We start from the raw sequence: 15,449 nt of genomic DNA on the forward strand, positions 1-15,449 counted from the left end.
AAGTTCTATTCCCCAATTCCCGATTTTCCATTCCTGCATCGTTCAACAATGTCCGCTCGCATCATTGACGGAAAAGCCATTTCAGCGGCCGTGCGACAGCAGATTTCCGACGACGTCGCCGCGTTTTCGCAACAATCCAAAGTCATTCCTCATCTGGCCGCCGTGCTGGTGGGAGACGATCCTGCCAGCCAGGTCTATGTTCGCAACAAGGAACGAGCGTGCGAGAAGTGCGGTCTGAGAAGTACGCTGCATCGACTGTCAGCCGACACGACTCAGCAGCAGTTGCTGGACCTGATCGAGCAACTGAACGCGGACGATTCGGTGCATGGAATCCTGGTGCAACTGCCGCTTCCAAAGCAGCTTGACGCGACGCAGATTCTGGATGCGGTTTCACCGCTGAAGGACGTTGACTGTTTTCATCCGGAAAACGTCGGATTGCTGCTGCAGGGTCGGCCGAGATTTCAGCCGTGTACTCCCGCCGGAGTCATGCAGATGCTGAAGCACGAAGACATCCCCACGGCGGGTGCTCACGCGGTGGTCATCGGCCGCAGCGATATCGTGGGCAAACCAATGGCCGCGCTGCTGGTGCAGAAGGGAATCGACGCGACGGCAACCATCTGCCACAGTCGGACCCGCGAGATCGCATCGATCATTCGTCAGGCCGACATTCTGGTTGCCGCGGTCGGGATTCCCGAGTTCGTCAAAGGTGACATGGTGAAGCCGGGGGCCGTCGTGATCGACGTCGGCATCAACCGTGTCGACGATAAACTGGTGGGCGATGTTGACTTTGCAGCTGCATCGCGTGTCGCTGCGGCGATTACTCCGGTCCCCGGCGGAGTCGGCCCAATGACAATCGCAATGCTGCTGCGAAACACACTGACAGCCGCCGAATGCTGGTCGCGCCGGGAATAAGCCCCTCGTCACATGGCATCTGTTACGCGGTGTCTTGACGAATCGGCCGGACGGAATTGCGCGGCAGCGAATGAGAGTGATCGGTCTTCGCCGGCGAGCCGACAAGCTTTCCGCTGCCGCTGGGATCGGGACGGACGGGCTGATCGCAGCATTGGGCCAGGGAGAGTGAACTCCAACATCATCCGCGGACACGTACCGCCCGCCGCTGGTTTCTCATGTCGAGGTTCCGTGGTGACGATGACTTTCGGGATTTGCGATTCCGCCAGGCGGTCAGCCGATACAATGAAGAACGATCCGCCAGGAACGCCTGATCGAACGATTTGCCGGATTCCCTGCCGACGCGGTCATTATCATGAAAACTGCACGAACCATTCTTTCCTGCCTGACCGGACTTCTGCTGCTGTCGATCTGGGCGGAACCGAGTCATGCTCAGTTGTTTGGGCCCCGGAACATCGGCCGAAATGCGCGAGGCCGGCAACTGTCGACTTCGAATTCGGTCGGAACCGTGACTTCCGACCGTCGCTTCGTGCGCGGCCAGCGGCGCGCCGATGACTTCGTGGGAACAGACCGCAGCGATGCGGCCGGTTTTGTCGGAAGCACGCAGACAATCAACGACGGACAAGTGACATCCTCGGTGACCGGTTTGCGTGAACAGCCGACTCGGCGAGTCAACCGCAATCGAACGATCTCGCGCAGCGGCCTCTATCCGGAACGTCTGACGCCGGCGTTTTCGGTACCTGACACTCCGCGTGCCGCAGCTCGACACGTCGCCGGTGACGACTCCGTGCAGTTACCGGCGCTGGAAACGATTGCGAATCGCCGCGGGTTTCGCGTCAGTCGCGTTCCCACGGAGCGGTCCGTGGTTCTGAGCGGTACCGTTCCGACAGAGCGTGATCGACGGATCGCTGAGATTCTCGCGAGTTTCGAACCCGGTGTCGAAACCGTAACGAGCGATCTTGAGGTGGCGGGCTCGTCAGCTCCGTAAATTGCCCGTCACTCGACGCGCCGGCGGGAACGGATCGGTCGACGCTTCCGCTTGCAAAACCGCCGGCTCCCGGCTGTGGAACATGACCGAAGTTGGACGGCGGTTCCGATCCGTTCAGCAGATCGTCGCCACTGAATGCCTGCACCGCTGCTCCGTTCAGATTTCGCTGAAGGAAACCGGACGTCAGCGGGATCTCCGACGTCTGCAGCCTGCCGACCGAATGCGGCGCGGCCTGCGACGTACCCGCTGCGGGCAACGGTTCACTGACCTGGTGCGACACGCGCTGAATGTCGCGGCTGGATTCGTCGTCATCGTTCAAAACAGCGTCTGGCAGTTCGACGGCTCCCGGAAGGATGACATTCGCCGCGGTCGATGTGACTTCTGAACTATCGCGGCCGATGAACCGGGCGACAACGGTCAGTACGGTTCGCCGGCCACCGGCTTCATCCCAGGGAATCCAGAAGCTGTAAGAATCTCCGACTTTGGATTTGCTGTAATGCCTCTGCAGTTCGTCCGCGCGAAACACATATTTGCGGTCGGGCTTCCTGTCAGGACTGGACCTGGAATCGTCCCAGACGTACACGATCAGCGAACCGTCAACCCGCACGGACCTTTTACCTTCCGCGGAATAGAACATGATCCTTCCGCCGCATCCGCGAAGTCCCGGCTGACCGGCCTGATGCAGGACTGTGTCCGTCCACACAGGAATCAACTGATGCGGCGTGACAAATTCGGGCTTCTTTTCGAACCATTCCGTTGGCGGTGTCAGCATCGTCGCGCAGCCCGTCAGAGGCATCGCAAACGCGGCAAGCACGAGAGCTCGGCGAACCTTTCGGCGAAGTTTCCGTAATCGCGCTGTCATCGACCGGTCCTCCAGGGCCAGCCAAAGAATCGGGACTCCTTCGACCTCGGAGCATCATCGCGGGTTTTTGCCGCAGCCTCCTTTTTGAATGACGCCGGAGTCACGGTGCCGGGTTTTATCGGACCGGTGGTCGTTGCCCCGGAACCTTCGGGGACGAACGGCAGTGCCGGCAGTTCGGGGTCGGAATCCGGAACAGTTCCGCGCGAAGGATCCGAGTGGCCCGGCTGCGGAATGGGAGCAAGCTCGACCTCCGGCGGCTGAATGTACGGCGATTCGTCAGGGAAACAGATGGGTACTCCGCTGTCGTCCATCATTCCCGCGCCGGTCGCGCCGGTGCCGATCCAGTCGAAGATATCGCCGGATACCCAGGACATCCGTGACATTTCCACCTGCTTCAGATACTCCGCTTCGCTTTCGCCGCGGATTACGTGCGGCGTCAGAATGATCAGCAGTTCCTTGCGGCGGTTCGTGTAGCCGTCGTAGCGAAACAGGTTTCCCAGAAGCGGCAGGTCTCCCAGCCAGGGAACACGGCGGCTGAGCGACTTGTTGCTGTTGCTGATCAGTCCGCCGATGACAATCGTCTGACCGCTGGCCGCGCTGACGGTTGTCTGGGCGCTGGTCACATTCACGCGCGGCGAACGGATGACGCTGCCGTCGACCGAAACCGAAATCGGAATCCCGTCGCGTTCCGGGCCGACCTCCGATTTTTCGGCGTCGATTTCCATGACGACGTTACCTTCCGGGCTGATGCGAGGCGTGACGCCCAGCAGCAGTCCGACGTCTTCCAGCGCCAAACTGTTGATCTGTCCCAGTTGCGTGAGCTGGCTGCTGACAATTCTGGGAACTCGCTGCCCCACCTGAATAAACGCCTGCTGGTTGTCCAGCGTCATCACCTGCGGACGGCTGAGCACTTCCATGCTGCCCGTTTCGTTCAGCGCCCGCAGCAACACGCTGACGTTTTCGCTGCTGGCCGATAACACCAGCCCGCCATAGTCCAGACCGTTGCTGACACGACCCAGACTGAAGCTTGACAGAGCCTGTCCGCCGATGTCGCCGGCTCCTCGTCGAGCCAGCGCGCTGCCGCTGTTGCCCAGCGGATTGTTGTTGAAATCAAAACCCGGCGTATTTGTCGCTCCGATAATCGTGTCCGAAGTTGTGGTGACGACTCCCGCCGGCGTCGACGTGGAATTCGTCACCGTTGTCGTCAGCAGTTCGCCCAGCAGACTGCGGTCGAACAACAGGCTGTCCTGCAGTCCCAGTTCCACGCCGAATTCATGAAAGTTGTCCAGATCCACTTCGGCCAGAATCACCTGAATCATCACCTGCGGCGGCTGGTCGTCCAGATCTTCCACCAGCTCCAGAATCTGGTCGAAGTAGCGCGGCGTCGCACTGATAATCAGGGAGTTGCGAAGCGGTTCCGGAACAACAATGACTTCCTGTTCGATCTGTTCGAACGGATTTTGTCTGCCGGGAGCCGCCTGGCTGACGATTCGTTCGCTGCGCAGGAAGTCATTCACGGCTCTGGCGACGTCGGTGGCCGGTGAGTTCTTCAGCCGGAAGACGCGATTGATGCGCTCCTGGCTTTCCGTTTGGTCGAGCCGCAGCAGCAGAGCTTCCATGATTTCCAGGTCACCGGCGGTGCCTGTCGCGATGATTGTGTTTGTCCGCACGTCGACGGAAAACCGGACGGGAACCAGCGACGTTTCTCCTTCCGCCGTGGCCAGTTGCGGGACCGTTGATGTCGTGGCGGATTCCGGAAACAGCGATCTCAGCACGGTGACCAGTTCTGCGGCATCGCTGTTGACCACCTGAAATACCTTGATCTGTGCCGATGCCGCCGGCGACCGATCGAGTTGCTCAATCAACGCCTCAATCAGCGGCAGGCTTTCTTCCGGTCCGGTGATGAAGATCGTATTCGTCCGCGTGTCTGGCGTCAGTTTCACACTGTCCAGCAGTCCGGCCGACACGACTTGCTGCCCGTTCGGCTGCATCAACAGCATCTGCAGGGCGGCCGAACGCCCGTCGCCGCTGCCACCGCGCGCGGCGGTGATTGCCTGAGTGATCGTCTGCGAAACGTCGTCGGCCAAGCGTTCTTCAGTCGAATCAGTTTCGCCTGATTCACGGCGGCTGACGAATCAACATCCAGTCGCCGGATCAGCAGCGTGACTTCGTCCATGTCCCGAGGCGACGCATTCACGATCAGGCTGTTCGTTCGCAGGTCGGTTGCGACGTTGATGTTCGGACCCAGGCCGCCTCGACCATTGAGGAATTGTTCAATCGTCCGGCTGATGGTTGCCGCCGACGCGTACTTCAGCGGAAACACCTGCATTTGAGTTTCGGCAGCAATCGGCCGATCGAGTCTGGCGATCAGTTTCTTCGCGGCATTCACGGCTTCCCCCCAGCCGATCAGCAGCAGCGCGTTCGGCTTGACCAGCGGTGTGATGGAGACACGTCCCTGCAGCGGTCCGGTCAGTTCGTCGAGCACCTGCTGAATCAGTTCGTCCAGAGCCTCCCCCTGCGTGTGCCGCAGCGGATAGATTTCGATTTCGGGAGCCGTTTCGTCACTGAGTCGTTCGATCTCCTGGATAATCCGCAGCAGCTCGTCGACGTCCGGATCGCGGCCGCGCAAAATCAGAACATCCAGATCCGGCAGCGGCTGAATCGTGACGTCGCTGGACGGCCGCCGCAAATCCTGATTCACGCTGTTTTCCTGAGGCTGGCCGTTGGTCTGTGGTAATCCGTTGTCCGGCACTGTCTCCGCCGGTTGTTCGTCGGCCGTTTCCTGAGTGAATCCGACGGGCCGTACCGGCGTTCGTTCGAACAAGCGGCCCTGCGACGTGTCGGACGAACGCTGGCGGCTTTCGGCTTCCTTCCAGGTGCGAATCGCCCGTTCCACAACTTCCGGACGCGTCTTTCGCAGCGGAATGAAGCGAAACGTCTCGTCCTGTCGACCCGACTGTGAATCTTCGAACGACTGAATCAGAACGGAAACCTGTTCGACGACTCGGGCGTCGCCGGTCACGGTGCACGTCCGCGAATCGTTTTGAAATTCCAGGCTGACGTTCGAACCGTCGGCAGTCGACCACAGAAGTTCGCCGTTGCGGCCTTCCGAAATGTTGTCCGCCAGCAGTCGCCGAAGCGCCTGACGGCACTGAGTCGGCGTGATGTTGCGCAGGCGAAACTGCGCCGATCGCGTGCCGGGAACCAGCGTGCTCTGCAGACTCGGAGGAAACAGCGTATTCGCGCCGGAGCTGCTTGTGGCGGGTACAGTGTTCACGAACGGCGCAACATCCGGCCTCGCGAACGGGCGAAACGGCTGCGGTTCGCGCGACGACAGCATCTGGTCCAGCAGAACGTGGTCCGCCGCGGCGGCGGCCACGATCAACTGGCTGCGGTCACGATCGACAGCGATCCTGACGCGCGTTCCCAACTGAGTCTGCAGCCTGCGCACCTGCTGATCAAGTTCCGACGGCGGAACGAAGTATGTCTTCACTTCCCTTGCCGTATTCATCGTTACGTCCGCTGCCGGAGGACGGTCGACCTGTCGCACAAGCTGATCGGCAAGCTGCTGCACGGATGCCGGCCCTGTCACAACCAACTGCCGCTGCTGGTCGTCGGCAAAGATTCGGGCACCGCCGGAGTTCTCGCCGAGCAGCTCCGTCAGCATCCGCCGCACGTCTGACGGCTGCGTGTGCTGCAGGTTCCAGGAACGCAGTCCGTCCGCCGTCGTCTGCCCGCACACGGGAACGGCGCTCGCCAGCGCGCTAAGCAGAAACCAGAAGGTGAATGTACGAAGTCGTGTCATTCGAGAATCAGCGCGTTCCGGAAGCCGGGCTGACACCACAGCGGGATGAAAGAGCGCTGAAATTAGAACCTGCGCCGCTGCAACGCAACGTGCGAACGGGTCTCGCGGTGACGGGATGCCGACAGAGCCGCGGGCCTTCAAATTCGTTCGGCATTTCCTGCCGGGTACCGTCGGAAACAGTCAGTTCCGCCACCCTGCGGCGACAGCGTACGCGCACGAATTGCGCGAAGTTCGCTGTCGCTCCAAATGTCATTTTCGCAGCCACCGGGGAATGTTCAGGAACTCTGTGTCGAGAATCGCGCGGCAATTCGGCGCTGGATTGATCAGCGCCCCGCGACAGACGGGCCAACGCTGGCTGGCGAAATTCCCGGCACCATCGGGGATCACTCGACAACTGCCGCAGCTTACCGTCGAATGCGTGGCAGCGAGTTTCAGGTTCCCTGCAAGAATTCCCTCCACCGTAGGCATGTCTATGGAAACAGCGGCCAATCCACCTGGCGGCATTGACGATTACATCGCCGGCTTTCCGCTGGACGTTCAGGACATTCTGCAGCGAATTCGAGCCCTCATCGCCAAAGAAGCTCCCGATGCCCAGGAGGCCATGAAGTACAGGATTCCAACGTTCGTCCTGAACGGAAACCTTGTCCACTTCGCGGCGTTCGCGAAGCACATCGGCTTCTATCCCACGCCGTCCGGCATCGAGCATTTCCGCGAAGAACTTTCCGGCTATCCGAGTTCGAAGGGCGCCATTCAGTTTCCGCTCGACGGAAAAATCCCCTTCACGCTGATCCGAAAGATCGTGAAGTTCCGGTCAGCGAAGCGCGGAGAAGTCTTCGAAGAAGAAGAAATGAACGCGTCTCACAAGCGCTGAACCGGCATGTCGCGACGCGGCCGATCGATGTGCGGTGCCATTCAGAGCGATCAAATCTGCCGGGAGATGTGCTGCGCGGAAAACGGCAGCTCTGGATTATACCCCAAGCGGGGCAGATTGAGGTATTCTGGCTCGCGGCATGAAGAAGTGCGAAAAGTATCAGCGCTCGCCGCGGCCAGTATAACTCCGTCAGCTTCGCAGTTCGCGCAGCATCTTGCGGAGATCTTCCAGAATCTGGTCGTCGTCGGCCAGCTTTGGAAACTGCGTGTTGGGCAGTTCGGCCTGGAACCACAAATCATCGCTGCCACCGGGATTCTTCAAGCGTTCGGCAAGCAGTGAAGCGATCGTGTTGCGCTGTTCTTCCGGCCGGTCAAAAAGCACGGAATCGACAAGCCGCCGGATGCGGCGCACAACGTCCGCTCCGGATGTCGCTTTCGAGCCCTCCGCGACAACGTTGTCGCGAGCTGCCGCGTCTGCTCGAACGGTATCGCCGAGCAGGATGGTCATCACGCCCGACCACTGTTCGCCGGCGGCGGCGATGGCGTCGGTGCCGTCGCGATGCAGTTTCCGCAGCAGATTGATCTGATTCTGAAGTCGTTCCAGCCGTTCCGAAGACTGACCAGCCAGTGAGTCGCCGTGAAGTTCACCAACCACGTAGACCGCATTCTCATCGGGCCCGAGATTGCGAACCCACTGCGGATGCGCAGCGCGGTAGTTCATCAGCGCCGTCACTGTTTCCTGGCGTCCCGGAACCGACACAGCGTTGTTCGTGCGCGCTCGAATGCGCCGTCCTGCAAGCACGTCATTCATGTGAATCTGAAACGGACGCAACTGCGACAGTTCTCGAACCAGCATCACGACGTCGCCCGGTTCGGGAGAAAAGTCGCGAGCTTTCCGCGACACACTGTACGACCCGAACGCTTCTTCGATTACCAGTGTTCCCACCGGCTGGAAGTAGCCGTCCACCGGGCGAAAAACGGCGACGACATCACGCTCGGACATCGTGTGGACGCTTCCCAGATCAAAGACGGGAGAACCATGGTCGACGCGATTGATCGTGCCGACAAAGTAGACGATTCCCGTTCCTTCTCCGTCGCCGACTTCGGACGGTTCCGCCTGCGCAGAAGCGATGCCCGGCGAACAGGCAAATACCATTGCGGCACACATCAGAATTCCGGGACACAGTTGGCGCATGAGTTCTGTCCTCGGTCGGCCCATCAACAGGCGGATGCCGACAAAACGGAAGGTCGTGGAATCGAACGCGGTGGTCGGGAGCGCGGCGATGTCCGCAGGAAGTTCACCGATCGCGCCGCTTTCGGAAGATCGTACGCGAGTCGCTTACCGGATTCACACACATTTCCCGCCGCCCTGGCCGCCCGATCCGCGATTGTCACTGCCGACAGCCGCCGATCGCGATAAACCGAAGATGCCTCGTCAATGCCGCAGTTTCACTTGCCGGCCATGGCGCCGTACGCCGGTATTGTGCGGACCGCAGAACGAACACATTCCGGTCGGATCATCCGGAACAACCCGAACGTTCGGAAGAATTCTACTCAGCGATCACGCGTCGCGCGCGGCAGGCGGAAGCAGGTCTATCGCCGCAGAGACCGTTCACCGTTGCCATCACTTTCCGCCTGCGATGACGACTGGACGGTGCCTGACCGGCAATGCGTCCGCTTTTCGTGCCTTGCGGCTGCGGGGAAAACGAGCGAATATCAATCCACGCGCCGGGAAGTCTTCGATCGACTCCTGCCACACGCTCCAATGATCGGACACCGCACGTCCCCGACAGTCTTCGGGAGCTAACCGGAATGACGGAGTGCATTCGCAACACGTCCCTGAAGCCGCCGGACTCGTGCGCTGCGACACGACCGCGCGCGATGGGTCCTGCTTCAGAGTGCCCGGAACCGCTGCGACGTCGATTGGCATACCACCGGCTGATGTGCTTCTCAGCGATTGTTGTTCTGGCTTTGGCGCTGGTGCTTCAGGTGCGGCCGGACCAGCGGGTCGCGCTTGTGTTTCTGCCGAACGTCCCGTTGCCGGAGATCTGCTTCAGCCGGAGCATGATCGGAGTCGTCTGCCCCGCATGCGGACTGACCCGCAGTTTCATCCGGCTCGCCCACGGACAATTCACTGCGTCGCTTCGCGAGAACCGAATTGGCTGGCTTCCGGCAGCAGCGGTTCTGTTCCAGATTCCGTATCGCCTGTACATGCTGCGACAACTGATACGTCGCGGTCATCCGGAACTCAGCCGGCACCTGTCGGCGACGGTTGTCTGGAGCCTGCTGGTCGCAGCGGTGATCGTCAACTGGGTGTTGACGCTGGCGGGGCTGTGAACCTGCGCTTCATGCGGACGAACGGACCAACCGGCATGGCTGATTCAACGGTTGCCACAAGTCGTCGCTGCTAAGACAGGACTGATCCGCGGGCGAAGTGTGCCACCGCGGCGCATTCGGGTGAACCCGTGCCGGATGGTTCCCGATATGAAGCTTTACAACGCCATCGCGGCGTTCGTTCAGTTCACGCGGCATTGCGATCCGCCATGGAAGGAGAATCAATCCCGCCGGCTGCGACCTGCCACAATCAGTGCGGCACAAAAAACACCGATTCCTTCAGGCCCGGTAACAACACCCATGTCGATTGAAGAACTGCTTCAACAGATGGAGGAGTATCGATTACGCAGGGAACAGCGAGACCACAGGCCGGACTGGCTGAAAGACTTCATCCGACAGGCCGCGGAACTTTTCGAACCGCTGACAAATGTGGGTCGCGTTGGTTACGAATGTCACGGTGACGAACACGGCTGGACGGTCTGCATGTACCTTGGCACGACCGAAATCATCGGCGGACCCCGCGACGGACAAGTTGATCACGCCTGTTTTCAAGTCGATCTGACCAGACTCAGCCGGCTGATGGAATCGACCACACGGTTCGAATGGTATTCCGTGACGGACCCGCTGGCGGAAGTAGCCCATCAGGAAATCCGATCGCTGATTTCGATACACGGGACCATTCCCGGTGGCCATGACGTGAAGCTGGAACTGCTGGCCAGACCTCCCAGACACATCGGCCCCGGCCTTCAACTGGAAGGTGCCGGCGGTTTCCGCGAGTAATAGCAAACAACGCAGATCGGGTCGGGTTGCGGCACTTCGGCGACGTGGTTCCTTCGTCGACGAAGTGCCGCTCCTTTTTGCGCGAGTCAGCTATGCGGGCCGTTCCGTCGGTACTGACTCCAATTCTGCGCCGTCGCGCGAGAGATCCGCACGAGTCGGTCCGACGACTTCCCTTCTGCCTTGCCGAAACGACCGCATTGATGGCGATGACGGCCTCAGTTTGCTGACAGCGCTTCGCGAAGAACGGGCTCGAAGGCGTTGGCCTGTCGCCAGAAACCGAGATCGTTCGGGTGCGAACCATCGGTCGTGTCTTCGCGATCGGCCAGCAACAGCTTTTCCCCTTCCAAATAGAAAAGCTTTTGCACACCGCGGTCCTGCAGTCGCTGGTATTCCGCCCGGAACGCGGCTCGGCTGGTGTCGTTGCGTTCCTGAGTTGCCGGCCGAATCCAGGCGTTCGCGTAGGTCCGGTCTTCCACAAGCACAATCGGGACGTCCGGATGAGCGCTGCGCAGCTGATCGACCATGGGCTGAGTGCGAGCCGTCACTTCGTCGGCGGTCATGTTCGGCAGGCAGTCCAGCACGTAAACCGCGGGATTGAGTTCGATCAAAAACTGACCGACTTCCGGTTCCAGCCGACCATTGCCGCTGAATCCCAGGTTGATCACCGGCCGGTTCAAACGTCGTCCCAGAATCGCCGGATGAGGCATTCCCGGCCGCGACGCGCAGGCTCCGTGCGTGATCGACGTTCCATAGAAGACGATCGGCTTTTCGTCACGCGGCGGAATGGGTTCGAATGCAGAACCGCCCGCCACGCCGATGCTGAGCCGTTCCGTTCCGTTGTACAGCGGCAGATAGATGGAATAGTCGCGCAGGCCGGGTCGCAGTCCGCTGATGATCGAGTTCTTTGTTTCCCGACCGGCGGGTTGCACGACAGCCACCCATTTCCACTCGCCGTCCGTGTCCTTCGCGTACAGGTCAAGACCGCTGACTCCGGTGGCGGGCATGTGCGGCATTTCCAGCCGATCGGACGTCACCGCGTAGTCGGCATGAATCTCCGTGGCGTCGGTGCGAAACCGAGTCATCATTCCCGCGGAATGTCGGCTCAGGTTCCACACCGCATCGCGCACGACGGATTCGGCCCGCGCCGGAAGGCGATCGAAGTACTTCACCGTATCATCAAAGCCGCGTCCTTCGACGCCCCATTCACGCACATCGTGCCACTGAAGACTGTCGTCCTGCGCGGCGAGTGACGGCCGGTAATGCACAGCCGCCGCCGCAGTGGCTGTCGCGGCCAGAAATGATCGTCGAGTCAGCATCGGTGGGTTCCTTTCAGAATCGACGCGGATTGCCGGAGAGAAAGCGCGGTCACGGTAGTCGGCTGTCTTATCCTTCCAGACTCCAGCCGTCGCGATATTTCCGGCGAATGAATCGATCCGCTTCCGGCGCGTTGACGGCCTTCATGGCGGCGGCATCCCATTCCAGTTTCTTTCCGGCTCGGAACGCGACATTGCCCAGATGATTCGCCTCGGTCAGCCAGCCGGCGTATTCAAAGTTGCAGGTGGTCGGACTGCCTGTCTTGGCAGCCAGGATCCATTCGGCGTGATGTCCGATCGATGGCGGAATAAACGGTTCCGGTGGTTTGAAGTCGACGAACTGGTCTTCCGGCAGCAGGATGTGCTTGCCGTAGTCTGCCAGCAGCAGGCCCTTATCGCCGATGAACAGCACACCGCTGCGCCACTGCGGAATCTCGCTGGCTCGCCAGACGTCGGGCTTGTTGTCGCCCTGGTACCACGTCAGCGATACCTCCGGCTGATCTCCCTGGGCCTTGTATTCGTAGCGAACCTGCATCGACGCGGGAGCGATTTCGGGATGCGGTTCCGGACCGCTGGCTTCAATTGTGGACGGAGCCTTCAGCTTCAGCGCCCAGAACGGCAGATCAATCCAGTGACTGCCCAGATCGGACATCGTGCCGTTACCGAAATCCCACCATCGGTACCACTTCGGTCCGGGGAAATAGACGTTGTTGAAGGGGCGTTCGGGAGCCGGTCCCAGCCACAGATCCCAGTTCAATCCTTCGGGAATCGGATCAGCCGTGTCCGGCCGTTCCAGAACGGTGACGATATCGCGATTCCGCTCAGCGTCTTCCGGTGACTGCCGGCCCCACGCACGATCCACCCAGACGTGGCATTCCGACACTTTGCCAATCGCTCCGGACTGGACCAGTTCCACCACGCGCCGGTAGTTGTCGCCGGCGTGGATCTGAGTTCCCATCTGAGTGGCGACGCCGGCTTTCGCGGCAGTTTCCCGAACGATGCGTGCTTCGGCGATGTTGTACGTCAGCGGTTTTTCGCAGTACACATGCTTGCCCAGCCGCAGCGCCGGCAGAGTCGCGAACGCGTGAGTATGCTCGCACGTGCTGACCACGACAGCGTCGAATTCGTCGGCGTAGTCAAAGACCTTGCGAAGATCGGTGATGGTGCGGGCTTCCGGAAAGTCCGCCGCCGCGCGGCCGAGGTTCTGTTCATTGACGTCGCAAAGCACGGTGATGTTTTCGGACGATACCGACTTCAGATTGCTGCCGCCACGCCCGCCGCAGCCGATGACGGCGATGTTGAGCTTCGGAAGCTTGTCGTCACCGGATGCAGGTTCATCTGCAAACGCCGATCGCCCGGCGACCGCAGCGGTCGCGGCAACGGCGGATGTCTTCAGAAAATGACGACGGCTGCGGGATGGATGAGTCACGACGGAAGCCTTTCGTTCAATCGAGCATGCGAAACGAGACTGTCTGACAAGATACCAATCGGCGGGCTGACACGACAAGCAGCAGGCAGCCTGACGATGTCGCTGTGCAGCGCACGTCACTGCGGCAGCGCGTACACTCGCCAGATGCCGTTGGCGTAGAGCGGCTCGGTTGTGAACGGATGCAGTTTACGGGTCAGCAGGTGCGTGATTCCGGTCTGCGTTCTCAGCCGCTGCAGGTCAGCAACATCGAAGGCTCCGTCCTGGAAGCTTGACTGAGCCCAGTCGTGAATCGCCCACAGCCGGCGATTCCATTCCAGAATTCCGGCGGCGTCCTGCGGGCAGTCCTTATAGCAGACGTATTCCGCCCGCTCGGCGTACCACTTGAAACCGAACGATTCTCTGGGCGTGAAGACCAGCGCATCGGGTTCGGTGTTGCGGCGAATCCAATCGCAGATATCCAGCCACGCCGCGAACTGTTCGGAATCGTACCCCGCCGGTGACGCGGCTCGGCCCGTCGCGGACAGTACAAACGCCAGAAGACACACGGCAGTTGTTAGACCGGTCAGCGTGCGGTCAGCGGTTGTCGTGCTCGTTTTCGGAACGGCGCTGAATGGATGTTCGGCGGATTGTTCCACAACAACCCGCTGCACGCCGATCGCCGACACGAGTCTGCCGGCGCAGCGGGCCATGACCAGAGCGGCAGACATCGGCAGCAAACCATCGAACAGCCGAAACGGATAAAACTTCAAAAGGAAGGCTCGCATCTGCCAGTTTTCCAGCTCCGTCGCCGGCACAGTATGCCAGCCGACAGCGACACCCACCGCCGCGATGATCGCCGACGCGGTCAACAGCAGCAGCCAGCGGTGCCACGCGGAACGGCTTCCATCGACATCCCTGCTTCGTCTCAGTAGCAGGGTCGAGCCGGCCACCACAATCGCGCTCAGGATCGCCGTGTGAATCCATGCGATTGCCGGGAATGTCGACGGATCGAGGTGATGGGCCAGACGGGAAAACACCTGGATGAAGTCAGCCGTCTGCCGATCGGACCGCGGCACCGCGTCAGTCGTCAGCATACCGACTGCGGGAACCAGCCCCGGCAATGAGGTGACCAGAGCCGCCAGTAACAGCACTCCGGTCCGCGCCGCGTGAAGCGGTCTTGACGCGATCCGCGCCGCGACAAGGATTGCCGATTCGCTCATCGTGATCGCGATGAAGAACCAGATGCCGACGACCGGGTGCAGCGCCACGGAAATCCCGAGTACCGCGCCACAAAGGGCGGCACGACCAACAGAAGCTTGATCGTCAGAAATATTCGCATCGCGCAGGCCCGCCCACGTCGCCACGGCGATCAAGGCGAATCCGTATGCAGGAACTTTGCTTTCGAAGCCTCCGATCGTCCATTCGCCGGAGAAGTTCCCCGTCTGACTGATCGCGGCGAACAGTCCCGCGGCCGCCAGCGTCTGGCGCGGCCCCAGTCCCAGGCGGCGCGACAGCTCAGTCCAGCCGCAGGCAAGCAGTACGCAACACAGCGTTCGGCCGACAATCGCCACCATCGCAAGCGGCAGGAACTCCGGCAACCAGCCCGTGGCCGCGAAGAACACCGCGTGAGCGTTCCCGGACTGCAGAAAGAAATCGCGGGAACACCAATTCGGGTCAGCGAACGCTCGCGCTTTGCACAGGTAGTGCGGTTCGTTAACGCCGGGAACAGGAACGCTCAGCAGAGAAACGCCCAGGAAGACGGCTGTGACTGCCGCGACGATTGCCAGCCGTTGATTGGAACTGCTCATCAATGTCGAGTGATTTCACTGCCGCCGAATCTGAGATCGGTGCGACCGTTGACCGGAATTCGAGCCGCCGCCCGATCGGGAAACACGGCTCCGGCTGGTTGTTCAGACGGGACTCACCGGCTCGCTGGCTTCCCCCGCAAGTGCCGGTGTTCAACGTGCCATCCGGATCGAAGGCCAAGACCGCGCCACGAACGTTCACACGGTGAGACAATGCCGCGGCTCGACTTTCGAAGTTATCGCCACGCGTGTCGTTTGCGATCGCGTGACTCCCGCGAAGCGCCATTCGTTGTCAACGATGGCAAGTTCTGAATCGCCGGCAGCGTGGAATCTTCTGACGTGAAATCTTCTGACATTGTGACGAGACCGCAACGG

Annotated in this window: 11 protein-coding genes; 4 read left to right on the forward strand and 7 right to left on the reverse strand. The window is 60.7% G+C overall.

The features are described 5' to 3' along the window. The first annotated feature begins 48 nt into the window (after positions 1-48). Positions 49-912: a bifunctional methylenetetrahydrofolate dehydrogenase/methenyltetrahydrofolate cyclohydrolase FolD gene (gene folD, locus R3C19_08380; GenBank protein MEZ6060362.1), complete on the forward strand. Its 864-nt coding sequence runs from the start codon at positions 49-51 to the stop codon at positions 910-912. Positions 913-1,745: 833 nt separating this feature from the next. Here the strand turns inward: folD and R3C19_08385 are convergent. From R3C19_08385 to R3C19_08395, 3 genes are read right to left on the reverse strand one after another with little or no spacing between them, the layout of a single operon-like run. Further along, a complete protein-coding gene (locus R3C19_08385; protein MEZ6060363.1) occupies positions 1,746-2,759 on the reverse strand; it encodes a hypothetical protein in 1,014 nt (337 codons plus the stop codon). Then, positions 2,756-4,846 (reverse strand): secretin N-terminal domain-containing protein, encoded by a 2,091-nt coding sequence (locus R3C19_08390; GenBank protein MEZ6060364.1) that lies wholly within the window; start codon positions 4,844-4,846, stop codon positions 2,756-2,758. The genes R3C19_08385 and R3C19_08390 overlap by 4 nt, the downstream gene beginning before the upstream one ends. Next, on the reverse strand, positions 4,750-6,564 hold the full coding sequence (locus R3C19_08395; protein MEZ6060365.1) for a secretin N-terminal domain-containing protein: 1,815 nt from the start codon (positions 6,562-6,564) through the stop codon (positions 4,750-4,752). Before R3C19_08395 ends, R3C19_08390 begins: the two co-directional genes overlap by 97 nt. Positions 6,565-7,030: 466 nt before the next feature. On the opposite strand from R3C19_08395, the gene R3C19_08400 reads away from it, so the two are divergent. After that, positions 7,031-7,435, forward strand: coding sequence for a DUF1801 domain-containing protein (locus R3C19_08400; protein MEZ6060366.1), 405 nt, complete (start codon positions 7,031-7,033; stop codon positions 7,433-7,435). 189 nt (positions 7,436-7,624) lie between these two features. Here the strand turns inward: R3C19_08400 and R3C19_08405 are convergent, their stop codons facing one another. Beyond that, on the reverse strand, positions 7,625-8,629 hold the full coding sequence (locus R3C19_08405; protein ID MEZ6060367.1) for a hypothetical protein: 1,005 nt from the start codon (positions 8,627-8,629) through the stop codon (positions 7,625-7,627). 617 nt (positions 8,630-9,246) lie between these two features. Between R3C19_08405 and R3C19_08410 the strand changes: the two genes are divergently transcribed. Both R3C19_08410 and R3C19_08415 read left to right on the forward strand, forming a co-directional pair. After that, positions 9,247-9,771 (forward strand): DUF2752 domain-containing protein, encoded by a 525-nt coding sequence (locus R3C19_08410; GenBank protein MEZ6060368.1) that lies wholly within the window; start codon positions 9,247-9,249, stop codon positions 9,769-9,771. A 297-nt stretch (positions 9,772-10,068) separates the two neighbouring features. After that, positions 10,069-10,548, forward strand: a complete 480-nt coding sequence (locus R3C19_08415) for a hypothetical protein (protein ID MEZ6060369.1) — start codon at positions 10,069-10,071, stop codon at positions 10,546-10,548. A gap of 215 nt (positions 10,549-10,763) precedes the next feature. On the opposite strand, the gene R3C19_08420 is transcribed toward R3C19_08415, so the two are convergent. The 3 genes from R3C19_08420 to R3C19_08430 all read right to left on the reverse strand — a co-directional run bounded on the left by R3C19_08420 (position 10,764) and on the right by R3C19_08430 (position 15,077). Further along, positions 10,764-11,864 (reverse strand): SGNH/GDSL hydrolase family protein, encoded by a 1,101-nt coding sequence (locus tag R3C19_08420; protein ID MEZ6060370.1) that lies wholly within the window; start codon positions 11,862-11,864, stop codon positions 10,764-10,766. Positions 11,865-11,931: 67 nt separating this feature from the next. Next, a complete protein-coding gene (locus R3C19_08425) occupies positions 11,932-13,290 on the reverse strand; it encodes a Gfo/Idh/MocA family oxidoreductase (protein ID MEZ6060371.1) in 1,359 nt (452 codons plus the stop codon). A 116-nt stretch (positions 13,291-13,406) separates the two neighbouring features. Further along, complete coding sequence (locus R3C19_08430) at positions 13,407-15,077, reverse strand: DUF6798 domain-containing protein (GenBank protein MEZ6060372.1); 1,671 nt, start codon at positions 15,075-15,077, stop codon at positions 13,407-13,409. Positions 15,078-15,449: the final 372 nt, after the last annotated feature.

Source organism: Planctomycetaceae bacterium (genome assembly GCA_041398785.1).
GTDB lineage: Bacteria > Planctomycetota > Planctomycetia > Planctomycetales > Planctomycetaceae > JAWKUA01.